Origin of the sequence: Pantoea sp. JZ2 (assembly GCF_035191405.1) — a bacterium.
GTDB lineage: Bacteria > Pseudomonadota > Gammaproteobacteria > Enterobacterales > Enterobacteriaceae > Pantoea > Pantoea stewartii.
This window is the reverse complement of record NZ_CP045247.1, coordinates 2,825,298-2,844,435: the sequence shown is the minus strand read 5'-3', so window position 1 is coordinate 2,844,435 and position 19,138 is coordinate 2,825,298. Positions and strand designations below refer to the sequence as shown.

Annotated in this window: 16 protein-coding genes; 5 read left to right on the top strand and 11 right to left on the bottom strand. The window is 47.4% G+C overall.

Annotated features, from left to right (window positions below):
• Nucleotides 1-42 precede the first annotated feature (42 nt).
• The 4 genes from GC087_RS13575 to mobQ form a co-directional block, all read right to left on the bottom strand.
• Nucleotides 43-3,282, bottom strand: a complete 3,240-nt coding sequence (locus tag GC087_RS13575) for a type I restriction endonuclease subunit R (protein WP_324028508.1) — start codon at nt 3,280-3,282, stop codon at nt 43-45.
• Between the two features lie 58 nt (nt 3,283-3,340).
• Nucleotides 3,341-4,606, bottom strand: coding sequence for a restriction endonuclease subunit S (locus tag GC087_RS13570; protein WP_167430943.1), 1,266 nt, complete (start codon nt 4,604-4,606; stop codon nt 3,341-3,343).
• The gene (locus tag GC087_RS13565; protein WP_324028507.1) at nt 4,603-6,150 is read right to left on the bottom strand and encodes a type I restriction-modification system subunit M; all 1,548 of its coding nucleotides are present in this window, start codon (nt 6,148-6,150) and stop codon (nt 4,603-4,605) included. Before GC087_RS13565 ends, GC087_RS13570 begins: the two co-directional genes overlap by 4 nt.
• A gap of 112 nt (nt 6,151-6,262) precedes the next feature.
• Nucleotides 6,263-7,744 carry a MobQ family relaxase gene (gene mobQ, locus GC087_RS13560; protein ID WP_324028506.1) on the bottom strand — a complete coding sequence of 494 codons (1,482 nt, stop codon included), beginning with the start codon at nt 7,742-7,744 and terminating at the stop codon, nt 6,263-6,265.
• A gap of 388 nt (nt 7,745-8,132) precedes the next feature.
• On the opposite strand from mobQ, the gene GC087_RS13555 reads away from it, so the two are divergent.
• The 3 genes from GC087_RS13555 to GC087_RS13545 all read left to right on the top strand — a co-directional run bounded on the left by GC087_RS13555 (nt 8,133) and on the right by GC087_RS13545 (nt 9,659).
• The gene (locus GC087_RS13555) at nt 8,133-8,678 is read left to right on the top strand and encodes a hypothetical protein (protein WP_324028505.1); all 546 of its coding nucleotides are present in this window, start codon (nt 8,133-8,135) and stop codon (nt 8,676-8,678) included.
• Between the two features lie 176 nt (nt 8,679-8,854).
• Nucleotides 8,855-9,319, top strand: a complete 465-nt coding sequence (gene traD, locus GC087_RS13550; protein WP_324028504.1) for a conjugal transfer protein TraD — start codon at nt 8,855-8,857, stop codon at nt 9,317-9,319.
• The gene (locus tag GC087_RS13545) at nt 9,312-9,659 is read left to right on the top strand and encodes a hypothetical protein (protein ID WP_324028503.1); all 348 of its coding nucleotides are present in this window, start codon (nt 9,312-9,314) and stop codon (nt 9,657-9,659) included. Before traD ends, GC087_RS13545 begins: the two co-directional genes overlap by 8 nt.
• Before the next feature lie 339 nt (nt 9,660-9,998).
• On the opposite strand, the gene GC087_RS13540 is transcribed toward GC087_RS13545, so the two are convergent.
• From GC087_RS13540 to pth, 3 genes are all read right to left on the bottom strand, one after another.
• Complete coding sequence (locus GC087_RS13540) at nt 9,999-11,174, bottom strand: tyrosine-type recombinase/integrase (protein ID WP_324028502.1); 1,176 nt, start codon at nt 11,172-11,174, stop codon at nt 9,999-10,001.
• Between the two features lie 214 nt (nt 11,175-11,388).
• Entirely contained in the window at nt 11,389-12,480 is a 1,092-nt protein-coding gene (gene ychF, locus GC087_RS13535; protein WP_033741049.1) for a redox-regulated ATPase YchF, read from the bottom strand.
• Nucleotides 12,481-12,587: 107 nt separating this feature from the next.
• The gene (gene pth, locus GC087_RS13530) at nt 12,588-13,175 is read right to left on the bottom strand and encodes an aminoacyl-tRNA hydrolase (RefSeq protein WP_185199531.1); all 588 of its coding nucleotides are present in this window, start codon (nt 13,173-13,175) and stop codon (nt 12,588-12,590) included.
• Nucleotides 13,176-13,433: 258 nt separating this feature from the next.
• Here pth and ychH point away from each other — a divergent pair, with 258 nt between their 5' ends.
• Nucleotides 13,434-13,709, top strand: coding sequence for a stress-induced protein YchH (gene ychH / locus GC087_RS13525; RefSeq protein ID WP_033741052.1), 276 nt, complete (start codon nt 13,434-13,436; stop codon nt 13,707-13,709).
• Here ychH and GC087_RS13520 read toward each other — a convergent pair whose 3' ends face one another.
• The 4 genes from GC087_RS13520 to lolB all read right to left on the bottom strand — a co-directional run bounded on the left by GC087_RS13520 (nt 13,710) and on the right by lolB (nt 17,643).
• Complete coding sequence (locus GC087_RS13520) at nt 13,710-14,858, bottom strand: GGDEF domain-containing protein (protein WP_058701701.1); 1,149 nt, start codon at nt 14,856-14,858, stop codon at nt 13,710-13,712.
• A gap of 220 nt (nt 14,859-15,078) precedes the next feature.
• The gene (prs, locus tag GC087_RS13515; RefSeq protein WP_006118899.1) at nt 15,079-16,026 is read right to left on the bottom strand and encodes a ribose-phosphate diphosphokinase; all 948 of its coding nucleotides are present in this window, start codon (nt 16,024-16,026) and stop codon (nt 15,079-15,081) included.
• A 136-nt stretch (nt 16,027-16,162) separates the two neighbouring features.
• On the bottom strand, nt 16,163-17,020 hold the full coding sequence (ispE, locus tag GC087_RS13510; protein WP_324028501.1) for a 4-(cytidine 5'-diphospho)-2-C-methyl-D-erythritol kinase: 858 nt from the start codon (nt 17,018-17,020) through the stop codon (nt 16,163-16,165).
• Nucleotides 17,017-17,643 (bottom strand): lipoprotein insertase outer membrane protein LolB, encoded by a 627-nt coding sequence (gene lolB / locus GC087_RS13505; protein ID WP_006118901.1) that lies wholly within the window; start codon nt 17,641-17,643, stop codon nt 17,017-17,019. Before lolB ends, ispE begins: the two co-directional genes overlap by 4 nt.
• 216 nt (nt 17,644-17,859) lie before the next feature.
• On the opposite strand from lolB, the gene hemA reads away from it, so the two are divergent.
• Nucleotides 17,860-19,116 carry a glutamyl-tRNA reductase gene (hemA, locus tag GC087_RS13500; RefSeq protein WP_033741057.1) on the top strand — a complete coding sequence of 419 codons (1,257 nt, stop codon included), beginning with the start codon at nt 17,860-17,862 and terminating at the stop codon, nt 19,114-19,116.
• The last annotated feature ends 22 nt before the right edge of the window (nt 19,117-19,138 follow it).

Below are 19,138 nucleotides of genomic sequence, written 5' to 3'. Positions count from 1 at the left end.
CTAATGTCAAAGGTAAAATTTGTATATTTATGCGCAAAAAGTTTAAGAAGTAAACTCTCCTGCTAACAACTCGGCCTGCTTCAAAACAGTTTCCGTAGCCAGCAATGACATATCAGGCGGATAACCATATTTTTTTAGCAGACGTTTTACCACCACGCGAATTTTCGCTCTTGCCGCTTCTTTCACTGTCCAGTCCAGACTAACATTGTTGCGGATAGCCTCCGTCAGAACGACTGCCAGTTCTCGTAGTTTTTCCTTTTGCATCAGCTCACGAGCGCTGTCGTTATCCGCAACAGCAGAATAGAAGGCGTATTCGTAGGTACTGAGATTTAACTGGCTGGCAAGGCTGTCGGATTCCTGGATAGTTTTGGCAAGCTTGATAAGTTCATCGATCACTTCCGCAGCGGTCAGTACTTTGTTCTGGTAGCCATTGATTGCAGAGGTCAGCATATCAATCAGTTTTTTCCCTTGTGTGATACTCTGGTTCGAGCGAACCTTGATCTCATCAGCAAGCAACTTTTTAAGCGTTTCCAAAGCAATATTTCTGTGCTGATAATCCTTCATTTCCTGGAGAAATTCATCAGAGAGCACAGAGATATCCGGCTTCTGTATTCCCGCTGCGTCAAAGATATCAACGACTTTATCTGTGACCAGTGCTTGATCGATAGTCTGTTTTACCCGCACTTCCAGACTGTCATTATGTTCCTCTTCTGAGCCGTCTGGGTTTTCAGTGAATTTATTCAGGCGAGCCTTCACTGCCTGAAAGAATGCGACTTCGGGGGCTGCTTCCATTGCTTTATCATGTGGCGTCGCCAGTGCAAATGCCTGGGACATGGCAGCAACAGCGGTAAGGAAACGCATTTTACCCTTGCCATTATCCAGCCCTAAAATGTGGTTTTCTGATTCAAGGATAATCGTCAGGCGCTGTGAAGTCTTTGCAGTAAAGTAGGCTTTGTAATCGTAGCCATGCATCATGCCTTCCAGGATTTCCAGTTTTTCCTGCATGAGCGTCACGGCTTCTTCCTGAACCTCAGCTGGATCACCCCGTCCTCCGGCATCGGAGTAGAACGACAGGGCTTCTTTTAAATCAGAAGCAATACCGAGATAGTCAACCACCAGACCACCGATCTTGTCCTTGTAAACCCGGTTGACGCGGGCAATCGCCTGCATCAGGTTATGGCCTTTCATCGGTTTGTCGATATACAGGGTATGCATGCTGGGAGCGTCAAAGCCGGTCAGCCACATATCACGCACTATCACCAGTTTCAGCTTGTCATCATCATCCTTCATGCGGTTAGCCAGAACCTGACGTTCTTTTTTGGTGGTGTGGTGTCTAGCGATTTCTGGCCCGTCAGCAGCGGAAGATGTCATTACGACTTTGATCACGCCATCGTTTAAATCTTCACTGTGCCATTCGGGTTTAAGGGCGATGATTTCCTTATACAATTCAGCGGCAATACGGCGGGACATGGATACAATCATACCCTTGCCATGATCGGCATTGGACTTTAAGCGTTGTTCAAAGTGCTGAACCATATCCACCGCAATGGCTTTAATACGTTTTGAACTGCCAATCAAACCTTCGATTCTGGCCCATTTAGAACGTTCTTTCTGGGTAATCGTCAGCTCGTCCTCGTTAAACTCATCGTCGAAGTCTTCAATGAGCTGGCGACCTTCGTCACTGATGGCAATTTTCGCTAAACGGCTTTCATAGAAGATACGCACGGTGGCACCGTCTTCAACAGCCTGCGATATATCGTAGATATCAACATAGTTACCGAAAACAGCAGGGGTGTTAACGTCTGTTTTTTCTATGGGGGTTCCGGTAAAGCCCAGATAGGTCGCATTGGGCAAGGCATCACGCATATATTTGGCAAAGCCATAAACGGTGCGTTTGCCTGTTACGTTGCCTTCTCTGTCTTTCACGTCAACTTCTTTGGCGCTGAAACCGTACTGTGAACGGTGAGCTTCATCAGCGATAACAACAACGTTGGTACGAGCTGACAGTAAATCATAGATATTGCTGCCATCATCAGGCTGGAATTTTTGAATAGTGGTAAATATCACGCCACCAGAGGCTACCCGCAAATATTCTTTGAGTTCGTCTCTGTTATCGGCCTGTTTGGGTGTCTGACGCAGTAGCTGGGTAGCGGAAGAAAATGTACCGAATAGCTGATCATCCAGGTCGTTACGGTCAGTAATCACCACTACGGTCGGATTATCCAGCGCCAGTACAATTTTTCCGGTATAAAACACCATCGAAAGTGATTTACCGGAACCCTGGGTATGCCAGACTACGCCCGCTTTGCGATCGCCGGTTTTTTGCGCATTAACGAGATCGTTACTGTTACGTCCCTGTTGGCGGACTGCCACTTCGGCAGAGGGGGAGTCTGCATTCACCGCCGATGCACGAATAGTGGAAAGTACTGCTGCATTGACCGCGTAGTACTGGTGATAAGCCGCCATTTTTTTATCAGTACGGATACTGATAATCCCTTTGTTGTCTTCATGTTTGCTGGCTTCAAACACGATAAAGTGGCGGATCATATCCAGCAGCGTTACAGGATTAAGCAACCCCTGTAATAAAATTTCTAGCTGTGGCTGGGTACTGGTGGCTTGCGTTTTACCGTTAGAGGTTTTCCACGTCATATAGCGGCTGAAATCAGCAGAAACGGTTCCCGCTTTGGCTTCCAGCCCGTCAGAAATCAGATTAAAGGCATTGTACGTAAACAGGCTGGGGATTTGGTTCTGATAGGTTTTAATCTGGTTATAAGCACCTAATACCGTAGCATTTTCATCCGTTGCGTTTTTGAGTTCAATAACGACAAGCGGCAATCCATTAATAAACAGAATAATATCAGGGCGGCGGTTATGACGGTCTTCCCGGATGGTTATCTGGTTCGCCACCAGAAATTCGTTATTGGCTGGATCGTTAAAATCAATTAACCAGGCCAGTTCGCCCTGGTTATTCCCGTCTTTACTGACTTCGATATTGATCCCTTCGGTCAACAGGCGATGAAAGGCCAGATTGTTTGCCATCAGATCAGGTGTGCTGATCTGCATCACCTGTTTTAGAGCTTCCTCACTCTTCTGTTCACTAAGGTGAGGATTTAGGCGTTGTAGGGCAGTACGCACTTTATCTTCAAGGATAACCTGCTGATAGTTACGTAACGGATTGATTCCACTGGGTTCAACGTCCGGGCCGTAAACATATTCATAGCCCAGCCCTTGCAGGTACTCAATCGCCATTACTTCAATATCGGATTCGGTCATCTTTGCCATGCGTACTGTCCTTATTACCGCTAAACCAGAGAGCAGGTTTTGTACCCGCTTAATTATTTTATGCTACTGACGCGATTGCTTCTTCTGCATACTGAACTCGTACTTCACCACTCATCAGTCTGGGGAGGAGAGTGTCGCGCAGAGATTCAATTTTTTTAATTTGTGAGTTGTTATTACTTATTTTGTTCCAGAAGGAAGCAATCTGTGCAGTGAACTCTTTCACCTTATACTCCGGGGGGAGTTTAAATTCTGGGCGTTGTAATCCGTCAGCCGACAACTGATTTACAGTTGAACCGTTTGTTGCAGCAACAACTTGCTCATGCATATCTTTGGCGCAAAGTAAATAGTACATAAAGGCATTAGTTAGGTAACTATCGTCATTGATATTAATTTTAAATAAATGGTGAGTATAGATTGATAATTCACTTTTAGTTTTTGGAATTATAGCAGGATAACCGATGAGTCGATATTCATGACCTTGTTCAGTATTGGCTACAATTATATCCCCAGGTTTTACAATATGTCTTTCTTTGAAATCACCATTGTAATATTTTAAACCAGCACTCTTATAACCACCCCCCTCAAGTACTGAGTTTAAACTAAAAAGTGGAATGCCATTATCCGACATGGTAAGACCAGACCCCTTATAACTTAACCCCTTGGCTACTGTAATATGACAATCCAGTGTCGTTGTTTTCCAATCTGCCTGCGATTCTTCAATAAACCACTGCCGAAAAAGTGTTTCGGCCATAGCTTCCAGTATTTGATTCTGATAATGAAGTAGGTCTATTTTTTCATCGAGCGAGCACAGCACAGAGGCAATGGCTATTTGTTCAGTAAATGGTGGAAGTAATAACTCTGTGTTTTCAATATCTGCTTTTGAAATATTTGCTTGGTTTGCACTTCCGGAAGACTGACTTGCTAAGTAATCATGGGTCGATTTATCTTTAAGAAAATAATAAATGAAATCCTTAAAGGCCAGATCAGGAATTGGATCTATTTTAGCAACTCGTTGATTAATATATGTAAGCGTATCAAACTTCTGCTTTGATACGGCTCCCACAACCTGAGTTAGGGCTTGTGGATGATTACCTGTTAAGGTTATTAGGATATCACCTTTTGAGGAAGTGTATTTCCCGTATTTGCTATCAAATAAGTGATATTGAACATCTTTTAAATGAACATCCCCATTAGCTACATTTTTTATTTTAAGTACCGGCAAAGTATTATATGTTGGGGATGTTAAAAAGTCTTTCGATTTAAATGCAAATCCATTTGTTATATTTACAATAGAACCTAATTTTATAGATGTCCACTGACTCATAAAACCACCTTCGCCAAATTATCAACGATAGCTTTATTTAGATATGCTTCTTCTTTCAATTGTGCTTCAAATTCTGCTTTCAGAACAGTAAATCTTTCTTTAAATTCGAAATCGTCTTCTTCTTCAACAAGACCGACATAACGGCCTGGCGTCAGAACGTAGTCAAGTTTAGCGACTTCATTGATATCGACAGATGCACAAAAACCAGCGACATCTTCGTAGTTGCCACCTTTGTTACGCCAGTTATGGTAGGTGTCAGCAATGGTCTTGATATCGTCGTCGGAAAGCACTTTGCTACGGCGGTTGATTAAATGACCGAGATTACGGGCATCAATAAACAGAATTTCTTTACTGCGATCTCGATACTGACTGCTGTTTTCACGATCACGGCGCATAAACCATAACGCCGCCGGGATCTGAGTATTCAGGAACAGTTTTGCAGGTAAGTTAACGATACAGTCAATCACATTTGCATCTTTAACAAGTGCTGCACGAATATCACCTTCACCAGAACTTTTCGAAGTCAAAGCCCCTTTTGCCAGCACAACGCCAGCCTGACCTTTTGGCGATAGGTGATACAGGAAGTGTTGCATCCAGGCAAAGTTAGCGTTACCAGCAGGCGGAATACCATGTTGCCAACGAGCATCACCACGAAGTTGTTCGCCTGACCAGTCGGAAACGTTAAACGGTGGGTTAGCAATGATAAAATCAGATCTTAAATCTTTGTGGGCATCATTCAGGAATGAGCCTTCACTGTTCCAGCGGACGTGTTCTGAGTTGATACCACGAATAGCAAGGTTCATCTTTGCCAGACGCCAGGTTGTCTGATTGGATTCCTGCCCGTAAATCGAAATATCATCGATATTACCCTGATGAGCTTCAACAAATTTTTCTGACTGAACAAACATACCACCAGAACCACAGCAAGGGTCAAAGACACGGCCTTTATAGGGTTCCAGCATGTTAACAAGCAGGCTTACAATGGATTTTGGAGTATAGAACTGACCACCTTGTTTACCTTCTGCCAGCGCGAACTCACCAAGGAAGTATTCAAACACATGGCCTAAAACGTCAGCAGAGCGTGCTTTGGCATCACCTAATGCAATATTGCCAATCAGATCTATCAGTTCACCCAGCACTGTGGCATCAAGATTCTGGCGAGCATAGACTTTCGGCAATACACCTTTTAGCTGTGGGTTACCCGCTTCGATAAGCTCCATCGCATCGTCTACCAACTTACCGATTTCGGGAAGTTTAGCCTTCGATATCAGGTAACTCCATCGTGCAAGTTCAGGAACAAAGAACACGTTATAGGCAGTATATTCGTCTTTGTCTTCTGGATCTGCACCTGCAAATTCACCTTCGCCCGCTTTCAGCAGTTCGTAATGCGATTCAAAAGAATCTGAAATGTATTTGAGAAAAATCAGGCCCAGTACGACATGCTTGTACTCGGCGGCATCAATGTTCTTACGCAGCTTGTCAGCCGCTTTCCACAGGATGACCTCTAACGGGTCTGTTTTGATTTCTTTGGGTTTTCTAGCCATTATGGTCATTTTCCAGATACGGACGATTGATCTATTTTGCCTTAAAGTTCCAGTTGTTACGAGCTTATCAAAGGATAATAAATCACTCTAAATTGATTGTTTTGATTAAAAATTATTCATCTTTGCCCTTGCTAGAACCAAAGCGAAGTTTTGGCAGTGTGAAACCTTTTGATTTTGTGGAAACTTTCTTTTCCTTTGGTAAAGGTGGAAAGGCAATCGCTTCGCTTGTTTTGTCTGGCTTTTGTTTTTTCTCAGGCTTGTGGTTGTAGTTAGCGTCCGGAGGTACGGAAACGTCTGCTGATTTACTGGTAGTCCCCATCGACTCCCACTGCCTGCGGGTTATCTTCAATTTAGTAACTGGGTCAATCATAATCTCATCCAGCGAAATATCCGTTAGGATTTTTGCGTCTTGCAGCGGATCAGCTACGGTAGGCATCGTAGGTTTTGGTGCTGTGCTGCCAATAGGTTTTTCTGCTTTCTGAACAGGACGTTTAACCAACACACTCATAAAAATTTTAATAAAATCATATAGCTTGTGCAGATTAATCTTACGCTTGCGCCTTAATAGCTTTGGTTTTTCTGTTTTTGACGCAACACCATAGTAAAGGGACATATCCCTTTGCTTCGCTTGGACAGGCTTGAAGCGACGTTTTCTTTCGTGAACAACCAGCTCAGGTAGATGAGCAGATTCTGGCGAACTCTGTATCGGATGTTGTGGTGCTGGTTTCGCTTTCAGACTTTCAATATGGAAGGTGTTGAGGTTAAGGATCATGAGATGACCCACATCACTATTAAACAACTGCCTGAAATCGTTAGCAGCTTGTTTGGTCTGTGCTGCCTGCACCTGTTCTGCGGCACGTAGGGTTTTGGCTCTTTTAGTGTGCCATGATTTGCGGTCTATCCTAGTAAGCGCGGGGCGGTTTAGCTCAATGGCCTTAGCCAGTTGTTCATTAGCGATATCCTGTCTTCCTGTTTCCTGTGCTGCATTCGCAAGAGCAATGGCTTCTTCACGCTGTGCTGCAAGGGAACGGTGATCAATACGATTCGCAGAACCAGTGCGTTCGAGAGCACGGTTGGACATTCTGGCCCATGATGCACGCCACTCGTCCATTAAATCATGCTCGTTCCAGCTTCTGTTCTTGTTGCCAAATCCTTGCGGTGTTATCTCGCGCAGCGTCAGCATCACGTGAGCGTGAGGATTATGACCATCAAGGTCATGGAAAGATATATCGGTAATCATGCCCTTACTGACAAAATTACGTTTGCAGTAATTTTTAACTAACGCGATTTTGGCATCGTTATCCAGTTCAACAGGAATAGCGATATCAAAATAACGTGAGAGCTGGGCGTCTTTCCTTTTTTCAACTTTCTCAATTTCATTCCACAACACAGCAGAGTTTTTAATAATATTCAAAGGTGTGTGTTCTGGGGCGAGAATGCAGTGATGGAATAGGTCGGAACGATATGAATAATCGTACACGTCTCCTGTTCTCACGTCTTCTATTCTTTCTCTTGCGTTATATGCGGCAAGATAACAGGACGATTTTCCTGCGGATCTTTTCAGCATACTAAACGATAAATGAAAAATTGCCATGCTATAATAAATACTCCTGTTGGTTTTAATTTTTTTAAAGGTGTTGACCTTTGCTGCTTTTAATTTTTCGCAAGAAAAACTCTGGTGTTGACTTTAAGGCCCCCGCCAGGCCCACACGTTGCGAAGCAATGTATAAGTGGGCATTGTATTTATTTTTTTCAGCTCGCGCCGAATCAAAATAAAACAATGGTCAAGTTTTTCTCTGGATCTAAGCGCCGAAAGAAGAGGCGCGTAAGCTTGGGGGGTAAAGGGATACAAATCGAAGAAGGGATATTTTCCTGTTGCTTATATTAATAATATAACTCGGTATTTCATATTTGTAAAATTTGCTAAATAAAAAATATGTGATAATTATTTTATTCAGGTTAAGACAACAATAGAGGTAAAGATGAATAAAATAATAAATGTCATTAACAATGAGGATGGTGATCTGGAAACAAAATGGTTTCTGATTGATTACAGCGACAACAGCGAAAGTATGCGCATCAGATTAAAAGAAAACACGGTTAAAGAAGCCTTTACTGCTATCCGCAGCGAATATGAACCTCAACTGCTGGAAGCCAGTGAGCAAACCCGTTTCAGAACCCTGTCAGGGCGATATGGTAATGCTGTCTCTTCACTCAAAAGAAGCATCATGCAGGAGCTGATTATCATTGTAACAGGTATTTTCCTGAATTATTTCAGCATCGACAGTACATATGCTACCGCCAGAGAAGTCATCAGGCAGCTATTTGGCCTTTCGGTTAAACGAGAGGTGATTTTATCTTCCTTTGCATCAGATAGTAGGCGAGCAGACAGGAAAGGCGGGTGGTTTAGTATACAGCAGTATGAAAAATCAATGCTGTTCGACTGTTTTAATGGCGTGATTAATGCCGGGCAACAATATGAAGCGATAAAAAGCCGTCTCGACGTTCTGGTTGCCGCCACTAAATGATAATAAAAAACAAAAAGATATATCCCTTTGTTTTACTAATAAATGGATTGCTGGATAAGAAAAGCTATATGAAGATCAAACCCTTAGTGGTTTTAATGAAAGTACAATGATATTACTGGGCCACAATACTGTTTTTGGTGCCTGGTGATCGGGTTTAATATTACAGGAGAAATTTAATGGAAAGAAAAAATTTACAGCAACTACTTGCATCAGCACAGCAGGAACTGAACAGATTAACAACAAAACAAAAGTCCCTGACACGAAAAGAAACAACACATAAAAAAATTGTATTAGGTGGTGAAGTAGCAAAGTATCTGGGGCTGGATATTAATCATGATATGTTAGTTGGTTTTCTTCTGACTTTCGTCAGTTCGACAGATGTACAACGAAAAACCTGGTTAAGTAACGGGGCCAGAGCCAGAGAGAATGAAAATCTGAGAAAAGAGAAAAAAAACAAAAATTACATTAAAAAAACAGATTGTGAAAAAAATGATACTAATGTACATCATGAATCGGAAAATGTTACTCATCCTGATGCAATGATAAAAAATATTGAAAAGGGAAAGGCAATGCAGCTTAATAACACTTTTTCCGCAATGCTTGAAAAGAAACTGACAGCTAAGAAAAATAAAAATGAATGAAATTAAACTGGAAAGTATAGAAAGCAATGATGAGGTCATCGCGGCAGCAACAGATCATATGGCTTTTTTTCTGTTCTCCATTCTCTCAGATTGTTATCCGGAAATCGCTACATCTGAATTTGAAAATATCTTCAATGATGAGTTTAAGTTTGATATTGAAAATTTTATTAAAAATTACAGAAGAAACATTGGAAGCAGAATTACGATAGCGGGTAAAGATATCGCTCAGGTTTATTCTAATCAGAGATTTTTTGAAAAACTATCAAGAGCACTTGAACAATGTAAAAAAGATAAGGGAGCTTTAACTACCAGAGATCAGGTACATACTGTTAAGTTTTAGCCTTTGATATAACGCTGAGCAGACTAAAACTTGTTTTTTGGCTGTGAAGGGTTGGACAAATTCACCGGGTGCGGCAGTAACTTATATTGTATTTTTCATTGAAGAGGAATATATAATTCCTAGTGCGGAGGGGAAATGTATATTATTTTTACTTCACTGTTTACTACCTTTTTTCAAAAGTGCCTTTTAATTGGATGGTATAATAATCGGTTTTCACATATGAGAAGGGTAAATAAATGGAAATAATTAGCCCTCGACAAAGCCATTCATTTTCTTTTAGCACATAGCGGAGCATGAATAGCGATTTTTATCTGTATGATTTACTGAATGCAATAAGTACTAATCGTATTCTGCTACCCACTCGTCCAGTTTATCTGCCCACTCCTGCATCATCGCTTTTCGTTCATCGATGTAAGTTGCATGATTGTACGTGCGGCGAACATTGTTTGTATCAGCGTGCGCTAACTGAGCTTCGATAGCATCAGCTCGATAGCCCATCTCGTTTAAACGTGTACTACCCGTAGTTCTGGTGGCATGAGGGCTGTAAGTTCCACTCCAACTGAGGCTTTTGAGTAGCTGACGCAGAGAGTGCGATGTCATTGGGCCTAGCGGGTTATCCCTGCCCGGAAAAATATGCTGTCGGTGCCCGGTTAATCCTTGTAGTGTTTTGAGCATGTTGACGGCTTGGGAGGGAAGGGGAATAACATGTTCCCTGCGAGCTTTCATGCGCGTTGCCGGAATGATCCATAGTGCATTGTCAAGATCGAATTCTTCCCACTCTGCCTCGGTGACTTCGGCTGGTCGCGCCAATGTCCACCACATTAGCCACATGCAATAGTTAACCTGATATGAGCCGCGACTGTTATCAAAACAGCTTAAAAGCTTACCGATTTGCTTCGTATTCAATGCTTGTTTGTGCTGTGTCTTATTCGCGGGAAGCGCCTTGCGCACAGACCAGACAGGATCACTATCAGCTCTAAGCGTTGCTACTGCTAACTCGAAAACCGATGATATGGTACGTCGGGCTTCTGCGGCAACAGTTGGTGCGCCGCGTTTAGCAGTTTCCTGAAGAATTTTAAGAATGTGGTGTGAGTTGATTTCTCTGACAGGAAGCTTACCGATTGAGGGAAATACCACACGTTCAAGCATATCCAGTCGGCGAGTTTTAGTTATTTCTGCCCAGTCTTTCATCTGTAACCATTCTTTGGCGACTAGCTCAAATGTGTTTAATGCATCATTGATCTTGCGGATCTTATCTAACTGACGAGCCTGTGCCGGGTTGATTCCATCTGCAACTTGCTTTCTCGCTTGCTCGCATTTCACTCGTGCTTCGGCGAGCTTTACTGCTGGATACTCACCCAACGCAAACATGCTTGATTTACCGTTGAGTTTAAATCGATAACGCCATGCTTTTTTGCCGCTGGGTTTCACTTCCAGGTAGAGACCGTTGAAGTCGTTGAGTCGATAGAGTTTTTCTTTCGGCCTGGCAATGCGGCATTGCGTATCAGTGAGCATAGCGGATCCATGTCTATTTACTAGATTATCATTGTACTCACCTAAAATGATAATGGAAACGGTTTGTACTCACCTATGTACTCATTTTAGAATGCGCTTTCATGGAATAACATGGGACAATATGGAATGAAAAATCCACGCAATGGCGTGGATTTTAAGGGCTTAGGTGGTTTTCATGGGATGTTATGACACCTCATGAGACGACACATTTTATTTAGACGTTAAACAAGAAATTCATCACATCGCCATCTTTAACGATGTACTCTTTTCCTTCTGAACGCATCTTGCCCGCTTCTTTCGCGCCTTGCTCACCCTTATAGGTAATAAAGTCTTCAAACGCGATCGTTTGTGCGCGAATGAAGCCTTTCTCGAAGTCGGTGTGGATTTTACCGGCGGCCTGTGGGGCGGTGGCGCCAACAGGGATAGTCCATGCGCGTACTTCTTTGACGCCGGCGGTGAAATAGGTCTGCAGATTCAGCAGTGCGTAACCGGCACGAATCACGCGGTTCAGGCCTGGCTCTTCGATGCCCAGCTCGGCCATAAACTCGTCACGATCTTCGTCTTCCAGTTCGGCGATATCAGATTCGACAGAGGCGCAGACTGGCACAACGACAGAACCTTCTTTGGCGGCGATTTCGCGCACTTTATCCAGGTACGGGTTGTTTTCAAAGCCATCTTCATTGACGTTAGCAATGTACATCGTGGGCTTAAGCGTCAGGAAGCTCAGATAGCGCAGGGCGGCTTTGTCTTCATCGGTCAGATCCAGCGCGCGCAGCATGCCCGCGTTTTCCAGATGAGGCAGACATTTCTCCAGCGCCGCCTGTTCCGCTTTCGCGTCTTTATCGCCGCCTTTAGCTTTTTTCTGCACGCGCTGCAGTGCACGTTCACAGGTGTCCAGATCCGCCAGCGCCAGCTCGGTGTTGATGGTTTCGATATCATCAGCCGGATCGACTTTATTATTCACGTGGATAATATTGTCGTTTTCAAAGCAGCGAACCACGTGGCCGATCGCTTCGGTTTCACGGATATTGGTCAGGAACTGGTTGCCCAGGCCTTCACCTTTCGATGCACCTTTTACCAGACCGGCAATATCGACGAATTCCATGGTAGTCGGAACCACGCGCTGTGGCTTGACGATCTCGGACAGCTGATCCAGACGCAGGTCAGGCATAGGCACAACGCCCGTGTTGGGTTCAATGGTGCAGAAGGGGAAGTTCGCCGCTTCAATACCCGCTTTTGTCAGCGCGTTAAACAGAGTGGATTTACCGACATTTGGCAGGCCCACGATACCGCATTTGAATCCCATGGTTTAATACCCTTTATAGCTGGATGGGCAACGCCTGAACGCAGGCGCTGCCGGAAACGTAAGATAATTTTCGCGCATTATACACAGATTCGCGACAATCGGGGCGATTAGACAGGCTTAAAGGCATGCAGGCGGTTCATTGCCTTAATGCGATCTTCCTTCAGCCACAGTTCGGTGCAGCGCGCTGCTTCATCAATGGCGTCATCGATCAGCTTTTGCTCGCTGGCGGGCGGTTTGCCTAACACAAATCCGGTCACTTTGTTGCGGTCACCGGGATGGCCGATGCCGATGCGCAGACGATGAAAGTTATTATTATTGCCCAGCTTGCTGATGATGTCTTTCAGGCCGTTATGACCGCCGTGACCGCCGCCTTGTTTGAATTTCGCAATGCCCGGTGGCAGATCGAGTTCATCGTGCGCCACTAAAATTTCTTCGGGCGCAATACGGTAGAAGGTCGCCATCGCCGCGACCGCTTTGCCGCTGAGGTTCATAAAGGTGGTGGGCACCAGCAGTCGGACATCTTCGCCCGCCAGCGCCAGTCGCGCCGTATAACCGAAAAATTTGGTTTCTTCTTTTAACGACTGATTGTGCCGCTCAGCCAGCAAATCCAGATACCACGCACCCGCGTTATGGCGCGTGGCGGCATATTCCGCACCGGGATTCGCCAGGCCGACAATCAGTTTAATGCTGCTCACAAGGAATATCCTGCTGTTATCACCAAAGGGCAGTAGTTTACTGTGCCAGGCTGCGGATCACAAAGTGTGAGCCACGAATTATTAGTGTCGGTGATTAATTGTTTTCCATCTAAATCAATAAGCTGTAATTATGCTTTGGTCACACTTATCCTGCTCTGAGTGTGACGAAGTGCACAAATTAGCCTGCTGTCATTGCCTAAACTACTGACAGGTTAACATTGTGTGCGCTCATCGGACCGCACCGTCAGGAGGTGAAAGATGAAACGTCATCACTCACGTATGGCAGGAAATGCCTTAATGGCACTGGGCTTAGTGACCATGGTACTCGGCGTTGGTTTTTCGATTATCAACCAACTTCCCTCTTTAAATCTGCCGCAGATACTGGCGCAGGGCGCGATGTTTGGGATTTTCTTTGGCGCACTGTTATGGCTGGCCGGTGCCTGCATTAGCGGTCGTGAGAAAGTCGAAGATCGCTATTACTGGGAGCGGCATTATGGCGATAAACGCTGCCGCCGCAGCCATCACTCGTCATAATCACGTTCCCGGCAACGTCAGGCAGGATTGGGTTCGGTTTCTGCCTTTGGCTTTTGCCTGATAGAGCGCTTTGTCAGCCAGCGCCATCAGTTCGCCAAAATCAATGTGGCGATTGTCGGCGGTAGAGAAGCCAATGCTGACGGAATAGGGAATCTGCCCCGGTCGGGAAAGGTGGATCGCCTGGCGCACCTGCTCGCACCAGACGTTAGCCTGTGCTGACATCATCGGCAGAAGGGCGGCAAATTCTTCGCCGCCCAGTCGCGCAAAGCGCGCCCCTTCAGGCAGCATGCCGGACACACGGTGACTGAAATCAATCAGAACCTGGTCGCCCTGATGATGCCCGTAGCGGTCATTAATGCCTTTAAAATGGTCCAGATCGAATAACACCACCGTCAGCGCTTTATTCTGCTTCTGACAGGCTTTAATCATCACCTCGGCCCCGGTAAACAGCGCACGACGGTTCCAGATATTGGTCAGAGGATCGTGCAGTGAAGCCGCTTTCAGCGCATTGCGCGTCCGCTCATTGACCATCGCCAGAATCGTCACGGTAAACCCAATGACAAACAGCATGGATTCCATAATCACATAGACGGAGAAATTCGATCCGCTTATCGCGCCCTGAACGCCGACCGGGCGGGAATTATCCAGAAATATGCGAGCCACATGGAATATCAGGTGAATCCAGAGCAGGAGCTGGGCAGGCCAGAACGTTGCATCCATATTGCGCCGCGCCAGCCAGAGAAAATAGATAAGCGCTCCGGTATACCCGATGCAGAGCAGGCAGAGCACCAGTACGCGCAGCGATAAGCTGTAATAAAATCCCGGAATCAGGCAGAGCAGTGACCAGATCAGCGCCCCGACCAGACCACTCATCCCCGGCTGCTTACCGCAAAAGGTGCGAAACGCGCTGAACAATCCCCCGTAAGCCAGCATAAGCAACACGTTGCTCATGGCCACCGGTAAAAACTGATAGCCCTGGCTGCGCAGGCTACTGAGAATAAAGGCGACCAGCGTCAGTAAAATGGCCACGCAAACATAGCCCAGCGTGCGATCGTAATGCGAACCGACCCAGGCAAATGCCAGGATCAGACTCATAAACCCCAGTACGTAGAGTTCGCAAATAAATAACGTATAGACGTCGAGGTTCATAGTGGAAAACGATCGCAATAAAAAGTGCGGGCAAAGTACCACTCAACGCAGAATGGCAAAAGAGCAGATAAGATAATTTCAGCGAAAGAGTTTTTCGTAGTAAGCGTGACAATAACGGCGGTGACTCATAACGAAAATTTCTGTGAATCAAGCAGCTTTGTCGGAAGGGGAACGGCACAGACAAAAGAAAAGGCCGGACAGCGTGTCCGGCCTGCGAAGATTAGTGTTCGAACATTGCCGAAATGGACTCTTCGTTACTGATGCGGCGAATGGCTTCTGCCAGCATGCCTGACAGCGTCAGGGTACGGACGTTTGGCAGCGACTTCATCTCTTCGGATAACGGAATGGTGTCACACACGATAACCTGATCGATGACAGATTTACGTAAGTTTTCCACCGCGTTACCGGAGAAGATAGGGTGCGTCGCGTACGCGAAGACGCGCTTGGCACCGCGCTCTTTCAGCGCTTCCGCGGCTTTGCACAGTGTGCCGCCGGTGTCGATCATGTCATCGACCAGCACACAGTCACGGCCCGCTACGTCACCAATGATATGCATGACCTGAGAAACGTTCGCACGCGGGCGACGTTTGTCAATGATGGCCATATCGGTGTCGTTCAGCAGTTTCGCAATAGCACGGGCACGAACCACGCCGCCAATGTCAGGCGAAACAACAATCGGGTTTTCCAGGCCAATCTGTAACATATCCTCCAGCAGAATGGGACTGCCGAAGACGTTATCAACCGGGACGTCGAAGAAGCCCTGGATCTGCTCAGCGTGCAGGTCAACCGTTAAAACACGGTCAACGCCGACGCTGGAAAGAAAGTCAGCCACGACTTTGGCGGTAATAGGCACACGCGCAGAACGCACGCGGCGGTCCTGACGGGCATAACCAAAGTAGGGGATAACAGCGGTAATACGACCAGCTGAAGCACGACGCAGCGCGTCGACCATCACGACCAGTTCCATCAAATTATCATTGGTGGGAGCACAGGTGGACTGGATGATGAAAATATCACCACCGCGTACATTTTCATTAATTTGTACGCTTACTTCGCCATCACTGAAACGACCGACAGCGGCGTCGCCCAGGCTGGTGTAAAGGCGGTTGGCAATACGTTGTGCTAGTTCCGGGGTGGCGTTACCAGCAAAAAGCTTCATATCAGGCACGAGAAGAACCTCAGGCTTTGCGTCCAGAGAATGAACGTCATGACAGTAACCGGCGAATACTGTCGTGATCGTTCACACGGGTATGTGAGTGCGAAACGTGCTGTATCTGGAACAGGGTGACACAGTCACGCTATCGCTAATCGCCTTGCAGAGTGCGCTGTAACGGCGAGACGTTAACGCCTCGGGCTACAAAACCGCGCACCCATGACGGGGCAAGTTCCAGCACCTGGCGAGCAGCGTACTCGGTGTCAAATTCAGCAAACACACAAGCACCTGTCCCTGTCAGGCGCGACGGCGCGTATTCTAGCAGCCATGAAACAAGCTCATCAACCTCACGAAAACGTTTTCTTACTACTGATTCGCAATCGTTAAGAAAGGGGGCCTGTAAAAGTGCTGATAAAGTGCGCACGGGCGTGTCACGGGGAAGTGCCGGATCGTTAAAGACCACTGGCGTGGCCACGCTGACGCCGGGATGGGCAACAAGATACCATTTTTCGGCAGGCGATGCGGGAGAAAGCACCTCGCCGACCCCTTCGGCGAAGGCGGCGTGCCCTTTTACGAACACCGGGACATCCGCACCCAGTTTCACGCCCATCTGTGCCAGTTCCGTCGGCGTAAAACCGGTTTGCCAGAGATGATTAAGCGCCACCAGAACCGTAGCGGCGTCAGAAGAACCGCCACCCAGTCCACCGCCCATTGGCAAACGCTTTTCAATGGCGATCCGCGCACCCGCCTGCGCCGGCAGCGTTCCCTTCTCGCGGGCAGCCGCCTTAAGCATGTCGGCGGCACGCACGATCAGGTTTTCAGCATCCGGCACGCCGGACACGGGCGTGAGAAGGGTAATGGCATCGCTCTGATCGGGAACAATCTCCAGACTGTCGCCATAATCCAGAAACTGAAACAGGGTTTGCAGGTTATGGTAACCGTCCGCCCGGCGCCCGGTGATGTACAAAAAAAGGTTCAGTTTTGCCGGAGCAGGCCAGGTGGTGATCATTTCAGCGTCCAGCTATCCATACGTAACTTGATGCGCTGATCGCCTTCTTTCAGCTCCAGGCTGGCGGGCAGCGCAGGGGTGACGTTGCTGTCGTAGCCGGCGATGGTCACCTGCCAGGTCTGGCCATCATGCTGATAGTTCAGGCTGCGCAACTGATACTGATCGTTAAGCTGGTAGTCGGTCGCATCGCCCGGCAGGCCCATCATCCACTGGCGCAGGTTGGTCAGCGGAATATCCATGCCGGTCAGCTGCGAGATCATCTTCTGCGCATCGTTGCTGACATAGCGTTTGCCCTGGCTATCCACGATCTGCACCACAGAACCCTGCGCATCAAGCTGCAGTTCTGTGCTGCCTAACGGGTTGGTTAACAGCAGACGATAACGGTCAGGTGCGGTCTGCTGCCAGTTGAAGCGGGCATAGACTTTTTGTTTGTCCGACAGATAGGCGAACGCGCCGCGCGTCTGGTACTGCGTCACTTTACTGACCGCTTGCTGATGATGTTGCCATTGGGGTGCAGTGGCGCTCGGGCCGGGACCTTGTGGTTTATTGATGCTACAGGCAGCCAGCAGAACAGCACCGGCCAGGGGTAAAAGGCGCAACAGATTGCGTGGGGAAGTAAGCATCAAGTGGTCATCTCCTCGGACTCATTTTTCATTGGTAACAGGTAACGCTAACCATCCGCATTTTAACCGTCAATGCTGTTATACGGCAAAATCGCTATGATCGGCTTAATCTTATTACAGTCATAGCCTTTGTATGGCTTTTCTTGATCTGCTGCATCTTGTAGAATGCGCTTCACAAAACCCTGACATTATTGGGACAACCCAACCTAAATCGCCATGACGCTGCTCGCTCTCGGAATCAATCACAAAACTGCACCCATTGCTCTGCGCGAACGCGTTGCGTTCGGGCCGGAGTCGCTGGAACAGGCCTTAGACAGCCTGTTATCCCAGCCCATGGTGCAGAGTGGCGTCGTGCTCTCCACCTGTAACCGAACCGAACTCTACCTGAGTGTAGAGCAACAGGTCGATCTGCAGGAACGTCTGGTGCGCTGGCTGTGTGACTATCACCAGCTTGATGAAGAGGATGTACGTAACAGCCTCTACTGGCATCAGGACAATGAGGCCGTCAGTCATCTTATGCGCGTCGCCAGCGGGCTGGATTCGCTGGTGCTGGGCGAGCCGCAGATTTTAGGTCAGGTGAAAAAAGCCTTTGCCGATTCGCAGCGCGGTCATGCACTGAGCAGTGAACTGGAACGTATGTTCCAGAAAACCTTCTCGGTTGCCAAGCGCGTGCGTACGGAAACGGAGATTGGCGCGAACGCCGTTTCCGTTGCCTTTGCCGCCTGTACGCTGGCGCGGCAGATCTTTGAGTCCCTCTCCACCGTCAACGTGTTACTGGTTGGCGCGGGGGAAACCATTGAGCTGGTGGCGCGTCATCTGAGCGAACATCAGGTTAAAAAACTGATTATTGCCAACCGTACCCGCGAACGCGCGGACGCGCTGGCGAAAGAAGTGGGCGCGGAAGTGATTGGCCTTGCGGACATCGACGCGCGCCTGGCCGATGCCGACATCGTCATTACTTCCACCTCCAGTCCCTTGCCCATCATTGGTAAAGGCATGATGGAACGGGCGCTCAAAGCGCGCCGTAACCAGCCAATGCTGCTGGTGGATATTGCGGTGCCGCGCGACGTAGAGCCGGAAGTGGGCAAGTTAGCGAATGCCTATCTCTACAGCGTTGACGATCTGCAGGCCATCATTGAGCAGAACCTTGCCCAGCGCAAAGCCGCTGCGGTGCAGGCCGAAAGTATCGTGGTGCAGGAATGCAGCGATTTCATGGCCTGGCTGCGTTCCCAGGGCGCGGTCAACTCTATTCGTGAATACCGTGCTCAGGCGGATGATATCCGCGCTGAACTGGAAGGCCGTGCGCTGCAGGCGCTGCAGCAGGGTGCCGATCCGCAAAAAGTGATGCAGGAACTGGCCCACAAGCTGACCAACCGTTTGATTCATGCACCGACCAAATCTCTTCAGCAGGCCGCGCGCGACGGCGACAGCGAACGCCTGCAGATTTTACGCGACAGCCTGGGTCTCGATTAGGCACACTGCTGTCGTCTTCTGT